14 protein-coding genes are annotated in these 17,113 nt (G+C 69.0%); 12 read left to right on the top strand and 2 right to left on the bottom strand.

What is annotated here, in order from left to right:
- Nucleotides 1–3 precede the first annotated feature (3 nt).
- The 8 genes from ACZ7FF_RS26905 (at nucleotide 4) to ACZ7FF_RS26940 (ending at nucleotide 10,000) form a co-directional block, all read left to right on the top strand.
- Nucleotides 4–984 (top strand): NAD-dependent epimerase/dehydratase family protein, encoded by a 981-nt coding sequence (locus ACZ7FF_RS26905; RefSeq protein ID WP_470815011.1) that lies wholly within the window; start codon nucleotides 4–6, stop codon nucleotides 982–984.
- Between the two features lie 26 nt (nucleotides 985–1,010).
- Nucleotides 1,011–2,132: an adenosylhomocysteinase gene (locus tag ACZ7FF_RS26910; protein WP_470815013.1), complete on the top strand. Its 1,122-nt coding sequence runs from the start codon at nucleotides 1,011–1,013 to the stop codon at nucleotides 2,130–2,132.
- A gap of 4 nt (nucleotides 2,133–2,136) precedes the next feature.
- Nucleotides 2,137–2,703 carry an NUDIX hydrolase gene (locus tag ACZ7FF_RS26915; RefSeq protein WP_365169908.1) on the top strand — a complete coding sequence of 189 codons (567 nt, stop codon included), beginning with the start codon at nucleotides 2,137–2,139 and terminating at the stop codon, nucleotides 2,701–2,703.
- Nucleotides 2,704–2,725: 22 nt separating this feature from the next.
- The gene (locus ACZ7FF_RS26920; protein ID WP_470815015.1) at nucleotides 2,726–3,514 is read left to right on the top strand and encodes a 3-deoxy-manno-octulosonate cytidylyltransferase; all 789 of its coding nucleotides are present in this window, start codon (nucleotides 2,726–2,728) and stop codon (nucleotides 3,512–3,514) included.
- Nucleotides 3,515–3,974: 460 nt separating this feature from the next.
- A complete protein-coding gene (locus ACZ7FF_RS26925) occupies nucleotides 3,975–5,963 on the top strand; it encodes an ATP-binding cassette domain-containing protein (protein ID WP_470815017.1) in 1,989 nt (662 codons plus the stop codon).
- A 20-nt stretch (nucleotides 5,964–5,983) separates the two neighbouring features.
- The gene (gene fxlM, locus ACZ7FF_RS26930; protein ID WP_470815019.1) at nucleotides 5,984–7,888 is read left to right on the top strand and encodes a methyltransferase, FxLD system; all 1,905 of its coding nucleotides are present in this window, start codon (nucleotides 5,984–5,986) and stop codon (nucleotides 7,886–7,888) included.
- A gap of 19 nt (nucleotides 7,889–7,907) precedes the next feature.
- Nucleotides 7,908–9,095, top strand: a complete 1,188-nt coding sequence (locus ACZ7FF_RS26935) for a bifunctional class I SAM-dependent methyltransferase/NUDIX hydrolase (protein ID WP_470815020.1) — start codon at nucleotides 7,908–7,910, stop codon at nucleotides 9,093–9,095.
- A 68-nt stretch (nucleotides 9,096–9,163) separates the two neighbouring features.
- Nucleotides 9,164–10,000, top strand: coding sequence for a GNAT family N-acetyltransferase (locus ACZ7FF_RS26940; protein ID WP_466386195.1), 837 nt, complete (start codon nucleotides 9,164–9,166; stop codon nucleotides 9,998–10,000).
- A 139-nt stretch (nucleotides 10,001–10,139) separates the two neighbouring features.
- Here the strand turns inward: ACZ7FF_RS26940 and ACZ7FF_RS26945 are convergent, their stop codons facing one another.
- Nucleotides 10,140–10,547: an acyl-CoA thioesterase gene (locus ACZ7FF_RS26945; RefSeq protein WP_344007223.1), complete on the bottom strand. Its 408-nt coding sequence runs from the start codon at nucleotides 10,545–10,547 to the stop codon at nucleotides 10,140–10,142.
- A gap of 94 nt (nucleotides 10,548–10,641) precedes the next feature.
- Complete coding sequence (locus ACZ7FF_RS26950) at nucleotides 10,642–12,033, bottom strand: helix-turn-helix transcriptional regulator (protein WP_470815023.1); 1,392 nt, start codon at nucleotides 12,031–12,033, stop codon at nucleotides 10,642–10,644.
- 1,345 nt (nucleotides 12,034–13,378) lie between these two features.
- Between ACZ7FF_RS26950 and ACZ7FF_RS26955 the strand changes: the two genes are divergently transcribed.
- The 4 genes from ACZ7FF_RS26955 to ACZ7FF_RS26970 all read left to right on the top strand — a co-directional run.
- Nucleotides 13,379–14,290 (top strand): helix-turn-helix domain-containing protein, encoded by a 912-nt coding sequence (locus ACZ7FF_RS26955; protein ID WP_470815025.1) that lies wholly within the window; start codon nucleotides 13,379–13,381, stop codon nucleotides 14,288–14,290.
- Between the two features lie 3 nt (nucleotides 14,291–14,293).
- The gene (locus ACZ7FF_RS26960; RefSeq protein WP_364031843.1) at nucleotides 14,294–14,977 is read left to right on the top strand and encodes a zinc finger domain-containing protein; all 684 of its coding nucleotides are present in this window, start codon (nucleotides 14,294–14,296) and stop codon (nucleotides 14,975–14,977) included.
- 158 nt (nucleotides 14,978–15,135) lie between these two features.
- A complete protein-coding gene (locus tag ACZ7FF_RS26965; RefSeq protein WP_466386197.1) occupies nucleotides 15,136–15,780 on the top strand; it encodes a WhiB family transcriptional regulator in 645 nt (214 codons plus the stop codon).
- Nucleotides 15,777–17,113 (top strand): hypothetical protein (locus ACZ7FF_RS26970; RefSeq protein ID WP_470815028.1); only part of this gene is annotated, 1,337 nt, incomplete at its 3' end. The genes ACZ7FF_RS26965 and ACZ7FF_RS26970, both read left to right, overlap by 4 nt.

A 17,113-nucleotide genomic window follows, 5' to 3' on the forward strand; every position in this document is an offset into this window, starting at 1 on the left:
CACATGACCACCACCGTGCCCCGCCGGGCTGTGGTGACCGGCGACGCCGGCTTTATCGGCTCCCACCTCGCGCAGGCCCTCGTCCAGGCCGGCGTCGTCGTCGTCGGCGTCGACCGTCGTGACCCTGCCACCGACCCCACGGCCGCAGCCAACCTGGCCGCCCTGCAGAGGCTCCCGGGGTACATGCACGTCACCGCTGACCTCATCAACTGCGCGATCGAGCCGCTTCTCGTGGACGCGAACGCCGTCTTTCACCTGGCCGGCATCCCCGGGGTACGCCCCTCCTGGGGGCCGAAGTTCAGCGAGTACGTCGCCTCCAACGTCCTCGCCACCCACCGCGTCATGGACGCCGTCACCCGTATGGGTGTTCCCCGGCTGGTGGTGGCCTCGTCCTCCAGCGTCTACGGCCCCACCGAGGGCGGTCCGAGCGTAGAAACCGACCGGCCACAGCCGGCATCCCCGTACGCGGTCACGAAACTCGCCGAGGAGCAGCTCTGCCTCGCGCACTCCGCCCAGGCCCATTGCCCCACCAGCGTCGTCGCTCTGCGGTACTTCACCGTTTACGGCCCCTGGCAGCGCCCCGACATGTTCACGCACCGCGCCCTCACGGCCGCCCTGACCGGCCAGTCACTACGTCTGTACGGAGACGGTCACCAGCGCAGGGACTTCACGTACATCGACGACGCAGTCGCCGCCACCATCGCCGCGGCCACGATCCCGACCGCCAGCGGAGTGATCAACGTCGGGGGTGGTTCGAGCGCCTCCCTGCTGGAAGTGATCAACATTGCGAACAGCCTCTCCGGTCGCGAGATCCAGGTTCACCAGGAAAACCCCCGCAGCGGCGACGTCCTCACCACCCGCGCCGACCCCGGCCGCGCCCATGAGGTCTTGGGCTGGCAGCCCCAGGTCGACCTTCACAACGGCATGCGAGCCCACATGCAGGCGCTGGCCGCCGAGACCGCCGCGTACGGCCACGCGGCATAACCAGCGGGACACCAGGAGGAGTTGCAGTGGAGAGTCCTGAAAGGGCGCGACTGGAAGCCTTTTTCCGGCAGATCACAACACGGTTCCCCGCTGGCGAGCACGTCACCACGCTGATCATCACGCACCTGCTCTCCGAGCGGCCGGCGTTCCTCTGCGCGATGGCCGCGACGTCCACGGTCGGTGCTGTACTACCCAAGCCCAGGTCCGTCGACCAGCCGACGCTGGAGAAGGTCCGACGTGCCTTCACCGTCCATGACCTGAACCGAGAACTGTTTGCCGACTCGACCTGGGCGTTGGAGTACCTGGAGGACACAGCAGGCGGCCGGAACGTCATCCTGATAGACATCGGCGGCTACTTCGCGCCGTGCCTCGACACCCTGGTAGAGAAGTTCTCCGGCCGTGTCCTCGGCGTCGTCGAGGACACCGAGAACGGACACCAGCGGTACGCGGCACTCGACCGCCTGCCCTGCCCGGTCGTCTCGGTGGCCCGCTCCCCGCTGAAGGACTGCGAGGACCACCTGGTGGGCCGGTCCATCGTCTTCTCGACCGACGCCCTCGTACGCGCCCGCGGCGACATTCTGACCAGCCGAAATGCCTGCGTCATCGGGTTCGGCAAGGTCGGCCGGGCCATCGCTCAGACGCTGCGCGCCCAAGACCTACGTGTCACCGTCCACGACACCGATCCAGTCAAGAGAGTGCAGGCGCATTCCCAAGGCTTCCGTACGAGCGCGTCGACGGCCGAGGCGCTGCGGGAGGCGGAACTCGTCCTGTGTGCCACCGGCAACCTCGCCCTCCGCCAGGGCGATTTCTCCGCCCTGCGCAACGGGGCGTACCTCGCCTCGGTAACGTCCTCAGAGGACGAACTTGAACTCGGCAGCCTCCATGGCCTCTACAAGCGCACCCCGGTCAGCGAGCATCTGACGCGCTACGAGATCACGGGCCACTACTTCTACGTCCTCGCTGACGGCGGCGCCGTCAACTTCGTGCACGGCGCCGCCGTCGGCTCATACATCCATCTCGTTCAGGCCGAGATACTCGCCGCCACCGCGGCCCTCAGCCACGGCCGCTTCCAGTCCGGTCTCCACGAAATGGCCGCACCCGACCGCCAGGCCATCGCCAGGATCTGGTTCGACTACTTCGACAGGTGATTCCATGCCGCCTTCCCCCGACCACATCCGTGCCACCGTTGAGGGGTACCTCACCCGCCACCCGTCCGAGCGGGACGCCCTGGCTGCGCTCTTCGTCGCCCTTACCGGCGGGGACGATCCGACCAGCCGCAAGACCTTTCCCACGCACGTCACGTGCAGCGCCATCGTCATCGACAGCAACGACCGGGTGCTCCACATTCAGCACAACGCCACGGGCAAGGCTCTCGCGCCCGGTGGCCACAACGAGCCAGGGGACACAGACCTTCCCGGTGCCGCCCTTCGTGAACTGGGCGAGGAAGCCGGCATTCCTCGCGATGCCGTCGTCCCCCTCCCCGGCTTTGAGACCGTGCCGCTGGACATCGACGTACACGACATCGCCGCCAACCCCGCGAAGGGCGAGCCGGCACACCAGCACGTCGACTTCCGCTGGGCCTTCCTCCTCCGGGCCGAACACGCCGTGACGCTTCAAACCGAAGAGGTCAGCGGATACGAGTGGCGGTCCTTCGAGGACTCTGCCTCGCCGACCGTCCGCGCCAAGCTGGCCCTCCTCCCCCGCCCCACCCATTCCTGACACTCACCGACGGGAGTACGCCGTGGCAGTCACCACCGCCGCACCGCCGAGCACCGCGCGCCGCCACCACATAGCGGTCATCCCCTGCCGCTGGGGAGCCTCCCGATTTCCAGGAAAGCCCCTTGCGCAGCTCGGGGACAAGCCGCTGCTGTGGCACGTCCACCAGCGCTGCCTGGAGGCAGAGCGCCTCGACGGGGTGGTGGTCGCCACCGATGATGAGCGCATCGAGGAGGTGTGCCACCGCCTGGGCATCGAGTGCATGCGGACCGGAGAACACCTCACCGGCACGGACCGCGTCGCGGAGTGCGCAGAACGCCTGCCCGCAGACGCCTACATCAACGTCCAGGGGGACGAGCCGTTCATCTCCCCCACCGCGATTGACGCTGTCTCCCGAGCCATGGAGCACCTGGCACCCAGAGCCCTGGCAGTGAACGCATACACAGAGCTGGACGACGCCGGCGCCGTCCTGGACCACAACGTCGTCAAGGTCGTCGTCGACGCCGAGCACAACGCCCTCATGTTCTCCCGGCAGCCGATCCCCTACCCGCGCGGTGACCGGCCGAGGTACCTGCGTCAGCTCGGTCTCTACGGCTTCACCCGAACGGCCCTCGACACGTTCCGGCGTCTCCCTCAGGGGCCGCTGGAACGTACCGAAGGCGTGGAGATGCTGCGCTTCATCGAGCATGGCCACGACGTACGGATGCTCGGCGTCGCGGACGATGGGTTGGCGGTCGACACTCCCGAGGACCTCGCGAGGGCCGACACCTTGTTGCGGACTCACACCGCGCGGGCGATCGCCCGCTTCTCCTGATGACCGCGGTCGACCGCCAGTCCCTGGATCCGGCGCTCTGCTCACACGCTTCGACGAGACCGCGCCCGTCCCCGGCGCCGCAGCAGCATGCTCGGCGTTTTGGCCACCGCCGCTCCGACCCCTGACCCAGGGGCCGCAAGGGTCGATGCCACCCGCAAGCTCCGGCGCGCGCTGAATCCCAGGGTTACCAACACGACCGAAACACATGTGTTCGAAATTGCGGCCGGCTCGTTGAGCCACACGAACCAGCCGCACAACCGTCAAGGGGGACCACGTTGACTTCGGCCAGAACACCAGCACATGCGACTCCCCATAACGTGGCACGAGGGGATGGGTACTCGTACCGCGACGAGTCCAGCGGCATGGCCTCTGTGCGGATGATCACGGTCGCCACCATGGCGCGGGGGCTGCCCACGCCGGCTCTCCGGTCGCTGAGCTGCTCCGAGCCGGGAGGCGCCCGGTGAAGAGGTTCTTCGGACGCGTGCGGATGGCGGAGCCGGAGGTCTCCGACGCCGAGGAGGAACTCTTCGGCGGTCCTTTGCGCTACGACCTGGGCTGGTCGGAACACGAGCGTGCCCGGCTGGACTTAACGATGATGTCGGCTCTGCGCTCCATGCCCGGTCTGGTCGGGGCGACCTTGCGGATGGCGTGGCGTGCCGACCGCCGCGCGCTGCTCACGGTCGCCGTCAGCGAAATCGGGCAGGGTCTCGCCGCGGCGGTCGGGCTGCTCGCGGTCAACGCCGTCATGCACGCGCTGCTCGGCTCGGGCACCCCCGAGCAGCGGCTGCACGCGGTGCTGCCGGGCCTGGTCGCCGCCGCCGGCGCGGCCGTGGTCAACTCGGGCCTGGCCGGCTGGTCCACCTCGCGGGCGGGCCGGCTGGAGCCACTGGTCGAGCGGATCGCCACGACCCAGTACCTGGCCGCCGCCGCGTCGGTGGAGCTGGAGGCCATCGAGGACCCGGAGTTCCGACGCCTGATCGACGTCGCCCAGTACGGCGCCGCATCCGCCCGCCGCATGATCAGCGCCTGCGTGGCCGCGCTGAACGGCACCATCTCCCTGATCTCCACGGCCAGCGTCCTCACCATCCTCCACCCGGTGCTGCTGCCGCTGCTGATCCTCATCGCGGCGCCGCGCGGCTGGGGCGCGATGCGGGTGGCGCAGGAACGGTACGTGTCGGTGATGACCTGGGTCGAGCACGTACGGGCCAGCCGCCTCATCGGCAACCTGCTCACCGAGCGCTCCGCAGCGCAGGAGGTGCGCATCCACGCCGTCGGGCCGTTCCTGCTCAGCCGCTACGAGCGGATGGCCGAGAGCGCCGAGGCAGAGCAGGAGCGGCTGGCCGCCGGCAAGGCGGTCACCGAGTGGGTGGCCGCCGCGTTGTCCGGGCTCGCCATGGCGGCGACGTACGCGGCCATGTTCTGGCTGATCATGAGTGGGCATATGAGCCTGGCCGTGGCCGGCACCGCCGTCATCGCCGTCCGGTCCGGCTCGGCGAGCCTGGGCGCGCTGGTGATGAACATCAACCAGCTGCACGAGGAGTCCCTCTACGTCCGCGACCACGCCCGGTTCCTGGACGAGGCGGCGCGGCGCACCATTCCCAGCGGGGGCGATCCCGTTCCGACGCGGGTGAGGCAGGTCGCTCTGGAAAAAGTGAGCTACCGCTACCCGGACCGGGAAGCCCCCGCCCTGGACGAGGTCTCCCTCACGCTGCCCATGGGCTCGGTCACCGCCGTGGTCGGCGAGAACGGCTCAGGCAAGAGCACTCTGATGAAGGTGTTGTCGGGCCTGTTGCTGCCGCAGAGCGGGATCGTGTGGTGGGGAGAAGCGGACATCGCTTCCCTGGACCGCTCCGAGGTCTTCGACCGCGTCTCACTGCTCACCCAGGACTTCCAACGCTGGCCCGTGACAGCGGCGTTGAACATCCGGATCGGCCGGCCCGCCCGGCCGGCCGATCCCGAGCACCTGCAGCCTTCGGTGGACTACGCGGGTGCCGGACCGGTCATCGCAAAACTTCCCGAAGGGCTGCGCACCCTGCTGGCCCGGATGTTCCGCGGCGCGAGCGAACTGTCCGGCGGCGAGTGGCAGAAGATCGGGCTCGCCCGGACCCACTGGCGCAGCGCCACCTCGGATGCCGACGGCGTGCTCATCGTGGACGAGCCCACCTCCGCCCTCGACCCGGAAGCGGAGATCGCCGCCTTCGACCGCATCCGCCGGCTCGCCGCCCCGAACCGGGCCGTCGTCCTGGTCACCCACCGCATGTCCGGCGTCCGCCATGCCGACCGCATCTACGTCCTGCACCACGGACGCCTCGTCGAGCACGGCAGCCACGACGAACTCATGGCCGCCCAAGGCCGCTACGCCTCGATGTTCGACGCGCAAGCCGCCCAGTACGCCCCCGCGGGCACCATCCCCCGCCCCGGCTCCCCCACCATCGCAGATCCCGCATGACCCGCTCGAAAGGCCCCCGGGTGACGACTCCCCCCACGACCGCACAGGAACACGATCCCAGTGCACTGCGGCACCGGCTCGTCGACCAGCTCCTCGCGGCTGGCCACGTCCGCACCGCCACTGTCGAGGCCGCCCTGCGCAGGGTTCCCCGCCATGCTTTCGCACCGGAAGTGCCCGTTAAGACCGCGTACGCCGATGACATCATCCCCACACGCCACACGCCCGACGGCCGGATCAGCAGCTCCGTCAGCGCACCGTGGCTCCAGGCCGTCATGCTCGAATCGGCCCGCCTCCGGCCTGGCCACCATGTCCTGGAGGTCGGCTCAGGCGGTTACAACGCCGCCTTGATCGCCGAACTGGTCGGCCCGACCCGACAGGCCACCACCGTCGACATCGACCCAGACGTCACCGACCGCGCCGCCCGCTTCCTCGCCGCCGCCGGATACGACCGTGTCCGTGTCCTCACCGCGGATGCCGAGTATCTGCCCGCCGATGTCGTCCCCGAAGGCGGATTCGACGCGGTGATCGTCACGGTCGACACCTGGGATCTGCCGTGGATCACCATGGTCGCGGAGGGCGGACGCCTCGTCGCCCCGCTACGCCTCCACCAGTACGTTTGGTCCATTGGGTTCACGAAACACGACGGTGCACTCATCAGTGAGGAGCCACTCACCGTGTGCGGCTTCGTCCCCATGCAAGGCGCCGGCGCATGGGAACCGAATCTACGCACCATCCCAGGCTGCGGCATCCGCCTTGCCTTCGAGGACGGAACACCCATGCCCGTCGACCAGCTGGCCCCGGCCTTCGACATGGCGCCCTCAACGGTCCGTACGCACGTCACCGTCGGGGGTGAGGAACCCTTCGACTCCCTCACCCTCTATCTGGCCGGGGCTCTCCCCGGCTTCTGCCGCCTGTCCGTCGACCCGGACCACCACACCGGCCTCATCAGTCCCCCACCCCCGCACTGGCCCGGCGCGGCCATGGTGCGTGGGAGGTCACTCGCCCGTCTGGCACACGAGCGGATCGGAGACGGCGAAAATGGCAACGGCGCCTACGAGTTCGTCATCCACGGCTACGGACCGGCCGGTCACCTGGCGGCCACAGAAATGGCCGAGCACGTCCGGCACTGGCAGCGCAACCACCGCGCCGCACCCTGCCCGCACATCACGGTCCAGCCCAAGGACGCCACCGGACCGACCGGCGCCTATACCGACGGCCTGCACGTGTTCCATAAGAAACACACGCGGATCAAGATCGACTGGCCCGTCATTCCCGGCGAAGCAGCGCCTGCAGCCCTTGCCGACGCCCAAGACCATGAGCCCTGCTGTTCTGCCCGCTCGCAAAGCGGCCGAGTGGCGACCGTGCCGGCCACCGCCGACTACTGGGAGCCGCTCTGGGCCGGCGGACGCCGGGATCGCGAGGTCACCAGCGCCGAGGCAGCGATGCTGGCCGATCATGTCGGACCGGGCCACGGACGCCCGGCACTCGACATCGGCACCGGCGAGGGTTCACTCGCCCGCCACCTTCACCAGCTCGGTTACCGCACCATCGGCATCGACTTCGCGCCCAGCGCCATCGCCGCGGCCCGCAACACCCAGCGGGGCGACGGGCCGGCCTGGCACCTGATGGACTTCGTCTCCGACGACCTCAGCGCCCTGCCGGATGCCGCGTATGCGATCGTCACCTGCCGCCTGGTCTACCGGTGGATCGACGACAAGGCGGCCTTCCTCGACCGCGTCCGACAGGTCCTGGCGCCCGGCGGGACCTTCTGGGTCGTCACCGAACTCGCCGGCCGCCGCGAGGAGGACGATCCGTACAGGCACCTCGGTATCACACCCGCCGAGGCCGAAATCCTCACCGCGGGCTGGTCCGTAGTACGCACCGCCGATCTCGACGTGCTGCGCTGCTATGCACTCCGCCCCTGAACTGAGCACGGAGGTCGACGTGTTGGACATCGAGCATCAGACCCGCCTCGCCTGGGACACCTATGGAAAGCACCACCTGGAGCGCGCCACTCCCCTGCCGGAAGTGGAACGGATCAGCTGGGGCCCTGCAACGAACGGGCCCGGGGACGCCCTCCTCGGGGACGTCGAGGGCCTGCGGGTCCTGGACATCGGCTGCGGCCCTGGTCGGCACGCCGCCCACCTGGCCCGCACCTACGGAGCGCAGGTGGACGGCGTCGATGCTTCCCTCAGCCAAATCGAGAGAGCGCGTGCCCGCTACCCCGATGTACCGGACCTGCGGCTGGTGCACGCCGACGCTGTCGAGTACCTGGGCACGACAGCCCCGTACGACGTGATCTACTCCCTCAGCACCTTCCACTTCCTCGACCCGCACCGGCTCTTGCCCGCCCTGTCGACCGCCGTCAAACCGGGCGGACGGCTGTACTTCACCGTGCTGCACACCAACTCCGATGGCGACGGCCCCACCTCGACCGTCACCCCACGCCCGGAGAGCCTGCGCATGGCCGGCGGCGACGATCTCACGGTGCACATGTGGGTGCTCACACCCGAGTTGTGGGAAGACCTGCTCGTGCACTACGGGTTCCGCGTGCAGGGCATCACCGTCCTCGACGCGCCGGAGAGGAACAACCACGCCTCCTACCGACTGTTCCAGGTCCACCGGCCAGCCCGGATCACCGCCCGTCCCCGCACCGCGAAGCCACCCGTCGCCCATGCGGCCGTCGGCGTCGGCGCAGTGCTCCTCGGACCCGAGGGCCTCCTCCTCGGCCGACACCGGCTGGGCACACGGGAGCTGCCCGGCGGGACCGTGGAGCCGGGTGAGTCACTGCACGAGGCAGTCGTGCGCGAACTCGCCGAGGAGACCGGTCTGTGCGCCGACCCGGCCGACGTCCGTCTTCTCGGCATGTTCCTCGACCAGGTCGGCGACGTCGTCCGCATCACCTTCGGCGCGCTCGTCACCCACTGGCAAGGCGAGCCGGCCGACCAGCCTGGCGAGAGTGTCGGAGACTGGCGCTGGTGGCCGCTGGATGCCCTGCCGCCGGACCTGTTCGAATGCAGCGCCCAGATCCTCACAACCTGGCGCCCGGACCTCCCCATCGACCACGCCCCCGCCCGCTTCTCGCCCATCACCGACCCGCACACGACCGCCTCCGCGTCATCCCAGCCCTGACTGAGGCGGGCCTCGCCCGGTGAACCCCCTACCGCCTCACCCATCGCCGAATCAACAGGACCGATCCCGTGACCACTCCACGCCGTGCCACGCCCGCCGATGCCGAAGGCATCACCCGCCTGCGGTCCGAGCTGATCCTCTCCCAGCCGCTCACCCCTGACTGGCTGGCCCTGTGCCGAGACCAACTGACCGAACGCCTCGAGGCTCACGGCGATGCCCGGGCCTACGTCGTCGAAGCACCCGAGGGAGGACTCGTCACCTGCGCCCTGGCACTCGTCAGCCCCGTACTGCCCGCAGCCCGGTATCCCAAGGGACTGGCCGCACGCATCCAAGCCGTGGCCACCCGGCCCGGGTACCGACGTCGCGGCTACGCCAAAGCCGCCCTCACCGCGCTCCTCAACGACCTGGAGCAGGAAGACATCACCCTTTTCGAACTGCACGCCAGTGACGAATCCAGGTCTCTGTACGAGGGGCTCGGATTCGTCAGCGATCCAGCACTGATGCGCAGAACCGCACTACCTCCGCAATCCCGCGGTCAGCACAGGTGCGGCGCTCTGACCGACGACTGGGACACGATCCAGCGTCTGGCCGACACGTTCAACCGTCTCGATGCCGAGAACGGACTCGCGCCAGAGGAGCAATGGACCCTGCAAGTGCTCAAGCTCGCCGAAGAGGTCGGCGAGGCCGCGCAGGCCGTCATCGGAGCCCGGGGCACCAACCCGAGAAAAGGGCACAGCCACACGTGGACAGACGTCCAAGACGAGGTGGCCGACGCTGTCATCACCGGCATGGTCGCCCTCGCACGACTGCGTCCCGACGCACGTGAATACTTCACGGCCGTCCTGGCCCGAAAAGCCGCGAAGTTCCTTCCATCACAGGATTCCGGCGACGAGCTGCTTCGCTGACGTAGCCCTGCCACGTGCTCCCGCTTCTCGACGTGCTCAACCGCCTCTCCCGGCAGTGACGGATGCGGCCAGAGACGCATGGGCCCCGGCTAGACGTCGTCAGCCGGGGCCTGCATGCATGTAGAGACAGCTCAGCGGTTCAGGACTCGGTGTAGCGAGCGAGGAAGTCCAGCTCGGCTTGAGAGATCCGCCGCGGCCTGCCGGTCTCCAGGTTGTACGCGGCCATCAAGGTCGTGGCTTCGGCATACAGATGGTCCGCGTCACGGATTTCGTAGGCAAGTTCCAGCCTCGCCCCCCGACAGGTGACGACCCTGACGTGCACGTCAACGGGCTCCTCGCGGTAGGACAGGGGAGCGCGGTAGTCCACGATGGAGCGGCTGACCACGAATGCGTGCTGGCGGCGGCCGGCTTCGTCGGTGGGAAGCATCTCCTGGAACATCCGGGTCCTCGCCTCCTCCATGTACCGGGGGAAGAGTGCGTTATTGACGTGCCCGTACGCGTCCGCGTCGGCCCAGCGCAACGGGAGGGCATAGGTGTACTTCTTCACGAGAAAGGTCTTCCTGTATGTGGGGGGCAGATGGCATGGGGGCCACTGATGCTGTCGGCGGGCGGCTCTGAGCGAGGCCATCCATCTCGGTCCTTCAGCCTGCCATGCAGCTCTTCGGCGACTCGGCATTGCCTTCCTGAACCTGCTGCAGGACATCGCGGAGCACACGCTGCTCGGTGTCGCGCTCGTCGAGGAGCTGCCCGATGCGAACGCTTGCCGCCGCAGGATCGGCCGGCAGCGCAGCGCGCACCAGCTGACGCATCTCAAGGAGGCACGCGCCTTCGATCGTGTGCCTGGGCACGCGAGCGATAACGGTGGCCGGTGAGACATGGGTGACGGACCAGCAGCCGGTGGTCTCTTCTGTGGCCCACACCACGGTGCGCTTGTCCGGGGAAAGCGTCAGATGGACGTCGGGACCCACGGTTCTGCTGATGGCCGGCAGGGGGACGCCGTTCTCACCCGCCAGCGCTGCCGCTTCGTCTGCAGTGGCGACGACCATGCGAGACGCGAGGGTTGCCGCCTCCCTTCGCCAGCGGGTGGCGGCGTCTTCGGCCGCGCGGTTCTGCGCGTGCCGCTGGGCCGTCGCCACGTCCTCTTCGTTCGCGGTCATGGTTGCCCAGGCATCGCGGACGCCGCCGAGGGCGTCGCGCTCCTCGTCGCCATGGCCCTCAACCCAGGTGATCACAACGAAGCGGCAGTCGGGCATCGACGCGGGATAGAGGACGTGGCTGACGACCTCGATCGTCTCCCAGTCCAGCGTCGGCACGTTCATCCGGAAGACATGGCCATCGCGTGTCTCCCCCATATCGTGCTCGGTCTCCCAGACGTGCCGCACGTCGGGGTCCTTCTTGACGTCCTCGATCAGCCGGCGCAGCTCGGCGTCATTCGGCCTGGTGGCCTGGGCGAACTTGAGGATCTTCACGTACGCCGAGGCGTGCTTGTCCCAGTCCTGGTACTGGGCGCGGGCCTCCGGCGTCGTCAGAGCCCACCGAATGAGATTCGCGCCCGGCTCCATCACCCACGGCCACCACTCCGCCATGGCGGTGTTGAAGGCCAGGATGTTCCAGTGCTGGTCACACAGGTACGCGGGGCTGGGCATCTGCCGGTCGATGAGCAGACGCAAAGCCTGTTGCAGCTCCGGCTGACTGGACCCACTCGGCGGAACGAGCATCGAGCCGGCGTTGTAGAGCAGCAGTGCGTGACGCTCATCGCGGTCCAGCCGAAGTAGCTCGGAAAGGGCCTCGCACTGCGTGCGGGACAGTCGGGGCGGTGTCGCACCACGTTCGATCTTGCGATACGTGCGCTCGCTCATGCCCAGAGCCCTGGCCGTCCGATACTGGGTTACCCCTGCCGCCTTGCGCCACCTGCGCAGGAGGGCACCAAAGCCCATGTAGTGGCCGGCCAACTGCTGTCCGCTGCCGTCGCGCTCCGAAATCTGCCCGCCCGTAGCGTCATTCCCGCTGGGCTTTTGTTCCTGCGTGACCACGAAAATCCTGCCTTTGACTCTCAGGAGACGCAACGTTCTGGGCGCACATAAGGGCCCAGCGGCAGCGAATGCGCTGGACCCGCCCTTCGCCTCCCGGAAGAACCATACGCAATCCTTAACGATCTTGAACCGGGTGGGTCGCCCGCGAAAGGCGGCCACATGGTTCAACGTCGAACAAATGAGGCGCGACATGGTGGCACGTTCACGCCCTAAACGGACATGCCTCAAGATCCACTCCTTGAGGTGGCCGGCAAATCGGCAAAACGTTGCCGCTTTTCGCTGAGCGGAGCGATGAACGGTCTAGACCACACTTCTTAGCGGACATTCGGTTGGCACCACTGCTGGCATTTCCCTTACCTGATACGTGAGTTACGGCGTCGTAGGTACGCACCAACTACTGCAACACCCTGGCCACCTACCCCCACAAACTGGACAAATGATCGCCGTTGACGGGGTCGGACGGGCTTGACTTAAATCGCTCTGGCCAGCAGTTCCGCTCATCAATGTGGCATGAGACACAAGGGGGTCGCAGTGAGGACCATGTCCAAGACGCTCGGGTCCTTCGGTCTGTGTCCACCGCTTAGCCGGTTGCTTGTCGACGTCGACGACGACCCGGAACATCCGTCGAGCCGGCCCACTGAAACAACAACCCGAAGCCGGATAGCGGTACGCGCAGCGCGACGGTTATTGATTCGCCATTCGATGCTATGAGGGCGACGACAAGCGCCGGAATTGACCACCTCATATTTTCTGCGCAGATGTTAGCGCCTCGAATTACGGCTTCGTGTCTATGAGTACTGCCGGTAATCGCGGCAGTCGCCCCGCAGCGGCTCAGCAGTACATGGTCGATCGCCACCAGTCGACCGGACGTGCGACCTCGTCACTCTCTGCAACAAGTACAGAGTTTTAGAGCCAACTCTGGATCTTGACACGGGTCGGTGCGTATGTTCGTCGTCCCCCGGGCACCCCGCCTGGTGCCCATCGAGCGTGAGGAGGAGGGCAGGAACCCAACGACTCGCGCAGGTCCGTATACAGCGACGGCGCCCAGGAGCGGCTACTCCTGGACGCCGAACGCGTAGCGGCACGTACCGCCCCGATCCGGCCCGGCTAGGCCAGAGAGGGCAGAGATTGCCCACCATCACCACGCTGATCCCTTTCCGACGGGCGCTTCAGCGTGGCAACACTGCAAAGGGGATTCTTCCATGCCTCCCGCCATACGCAAAAGGCCCCGTCATCCGGCCTGCGCGGCATCGGCTCTCGCCCTGGCGTCGCATCGCTTGGGCACGCTGCACGCCAGCCCGGCGTCGGTGAACAGCCGGCCGGGCGTCGCGGCCGGGGGTGTCCGATGAGCGTCAACGCACGCGAGTGGGTGTGGGAGCACAGCTCCAGCCGGGGCACCGCGCGGCTGGTCTTGCTGTCGATCGCCGACCGGGTCGCCGACGACAGGTGCGTCGCCTGGGCCTCGCTGACGAGTCTGGTGCAGAGAACGAACGCCAGCCGGACGGCAGTGAGGGACGCGCTGGTCGCGCTCGACAAGAGCGGCGAGCTGAGGGTGCTGGGGCACCTGGAGGGCCCGCAACGGACCACGGTGTACCGGCTGCCCCGGGCTGCCGCGTGGCTGGCGAAGGTCGCCGACGCTCGACGTGAGGACCCGGAGGCGTACGTCGACCCACCGACCGACTCCGATCCGGTGCCCAAGCTGGACGAGGAGGCCGAGAAGGGCCTGCGGCGGTACGGGATCTGGCCCAAGAAGGGTGCGGAATCTGGCCCCTCCCGCCGGAATCCGGCCGGTACGGAATCCGGCCCCTCGCGTCGGAATCTGACCCCCCGACGTGCCGGAATCCGACCCCAGCACGGTACGGAATCCGACACACAGAACCGTAGAGAACCTAAGTTGAACCGGAATGGCAGCAGTAGTGATGCTGCCGTCACCTCGGCTGCCGACTGGCAGGTCGACCCAGCCAGCCACACCTGGGCCCGCCAGCAAGGCCACCTCGACCGCCTCGGCGAGGAGGGCCTGCGAACAGCCGACGCGAAGTGGCGCGCCCACCGCGCCGGGCACACCCCCCGACCGCCCGCTGCCTGGGCTGCCGACTGGCGCTCCTGGATCGCCCGGGAGCACGCTCCGGCCCGCCCGAAGCTCTACGCCATACCCGGCAGCGGACACGCCCCGACGGGCGGCATGACCCGCGCCGAGGCCCACACCGCCGCTCTCCTCGCCGCCCTCAACGAGCCGACGCCGACCGGAACGGAGTAGCCCATGGACCGCCGCGAAACTGCCGCCCTGCTGGCCTACATCGGCCGACTCGATCCCCGCACCATCCGCACCGACCAGGGCGAAGCCCGTGACCAGCTCGCCCAGTGGCACGAGCTGCTGGACGAGGTACCGCTGGCCACGCCGCACGGCTGGGACGCCTGCGTCGTCGCCCGCCGCCACATCCGCGTCTCGCCGTACCAGATCCTGCCCGCGGACATCGCCCGCCCGTGGGAGAGCTACAAGCGCGACCGCCTGCACCGGCACACCGACCCCACCCCGTCGGCCGACCCCGACGACCAGGCGGCATGGACCGCTGAGCTGGTCGGCACCCGCCGTGCGGTCGCCACCGGCTCCGCCCAGCCGGTGATGTACCGGCAGCTGGCCGCAAGCCGTGTCAGCCCGAGGCTGGAAGCCCGGCTGAAGGAAGTCGGCTCCTGCATTCCGCCGGAGGCCAGGGCTGCCCTCGCGCCCTTCCGTCGCGCCCGCGCCGCCCGCGAGGCAGCCCTCGCCCAGGGCCAGCCCGACGCTCTCTCGGTGCGCTGCGATTGGTGCGAGGCACCGGTCGGCGAGCCGTGCCGCCGCCGGCGCGTCGACCCCGACGGTTTCGCACGCGGTAGCGCCCCGCGGGCCACCCCGCATCACTGCCGCCTGGACCTCGCCGCCGCCCAGCACGCGGCCTTGGCCTGACCGACTCGCACGACGGTGCACCGTCCGGTGCACCCGCGCAACACCACCGTCCCGCCCCTGCTGCCGCGCCCCTGTCCCGCGCCGCAGCAGGCGCCCGACGCCGCGTCCACCCACGCCGACCTGCTGTCGGCCGGCGCGGCAGCACACCGGAGACCACCTTGCGCCACATCACCACCCACACCACGCCGGCCACCGGCCTGCGCGGCATCGGCGACACCAGCTGGCAGCCCCACGGCGCCTGCCACGGCATGGACCCCGATGACGCCGACGCCACCTTCTTTCCCCTGCCCCGGGACTACGAGGCCATCGCCGACGCGAAGGAACTCTGCGCCATGTGCCCCGTGCGCCGCGACTGCCTCAACTACGCCTTGGAGAACGACCTCAAGGAGGGCGTCTGGGGCGGGCTGACCGCTGAAGAACGCGAACCCTGGCACAAGGGACTGCCCCATCGCCTCGACTACAGCCGCGTGGTCGCCTTCTTCAACGGCCGCGACGTCCACCTCACCGAGGCCGAGCGGCAGGTCGTCATCGACCACGCCTACGTCCGCGGATGGCGCCCCGACCGGCTCGCCGTCGCTCTGCAGATCGGCACCAAGCACGCCCGGGACCTGCTGCGGCAGGCCGCCAACAAGGTCTTCGACCGCGACCGCACCCTCGGCGTACCTCGTCGCAAGGACGCAAAGAGGAAGACCGCACCCAGCAAGGCCAGCCGACCTGGGTCCGCCCGGCCCGCCACACAGCAGCCCGTCACCCGCCCGGTGGCGCCGGCCTCGGCGCACCCCCCTCTCGGAAAGGCCGCATGACCCACCCTTCCCTGTCCCTCGGTGCGAGCCCCGACCTCTCCCACCTGCTCGCCCTCGGCGTCCCCGCCGCCGCGCTGGCCCTGGCCCTGGTCGGCTGGGCGTTCCGGCGACGGGCACAGAACCCGCAGAAACGACTCGGCAATGCCGCGGTCGTGGTCGCCGCCCTGGCCGCGCTCGGCTGCACCGCCTACAGCGCCGACACCAGCTGGCGCTTCGCCGCCGACTATCTCAACATCGCCGGCACGGCCGAACGCGCCAGCATGTTCGCCGCCGCGGAACTGGGCCTGTTCGCCACCGCCCTGATGGCCCGGCAGAACCTGAACACCCAGGGCGCTCCTGGACTGCCGGGCACCTTGGTGTGGCTCATCACCGGAGTACAAGTGATCCCCGCTTACGCCGAGAGCGGTCCCGTAGGAGGCACTGTCCGCGCCTTCGTCGGACCGGTGATGGCGGCGATGCTCTGGCACCTGGCCATGGGCATCGAGCTGCGCCTGCGCACCCCTGGTGCCGCCTCCCACGGCCTGATCGCCACTCTCGGGCGAGAAGCACGCGAGCGCCTGCTGTCCCGACTTGGCATCGCCGCCCGGGACCGCGACGCTGCGCAGATCAGCCGTGACCGCGCCACCGCCCGCGCCGTGGCCCTGGCCACCCGGCTTGCCGAACTCACAGCCGAGCAGCGGCAGAGTCGACGGGGTCGGCGCCTGACCCGGCGGCTGTCGATAGCGATCGGCCGGGCCTCGGTCGCCACCGTCCCCGCCCAGCGAGCCGAGCTGCTGGCCCAGCTTGCCGCCCGCCGACACGCGCTCGCGCTCGCCACCGTCCCGCTGCCCTCCCCATGGTCCCCACCGCGCTCCGGCGAGATGGCGACCACGGTCCCCGCCGCTAGCACCGAGAGCAGCTCGGCCAACCACGGTCCCCACATCGTCGTCACTCGGAACGGGGACCGGGGACTGCAACCTCACCGGAGACCAGACACCGAGAACGCCAAGCAGCACCCCGGGACCGAGGACCGGGCAGCGGGGACCGAGGCGGGGACCGAGGACCGAGGCTCGATTCACGGGACCCACGAGCCGGGGACCAAGGCAGTGAACGCGGAGCCCGGTGAGGAGCACGAGAGCCGCTTGGGGACCGGCCTCCTGGTCGATGAAGTGCCTGCACAACGCCCTGAATGGCACCGGGGACCGGGGACCGACGAGTCGGTGACCGACACCACCGGGGACCGGGGACCGAACGACACGGTGACCGACACCACCGGGGACCGGGGACCGAACGACACGGTGACCGACACCACCGGGGACCGGGGACCGAACGACACGGTGACCGACACCACCGG

The sequence above is a fragment of the Streptomyces sp. NPDC037126 genome (assembly GCF_055605965.1).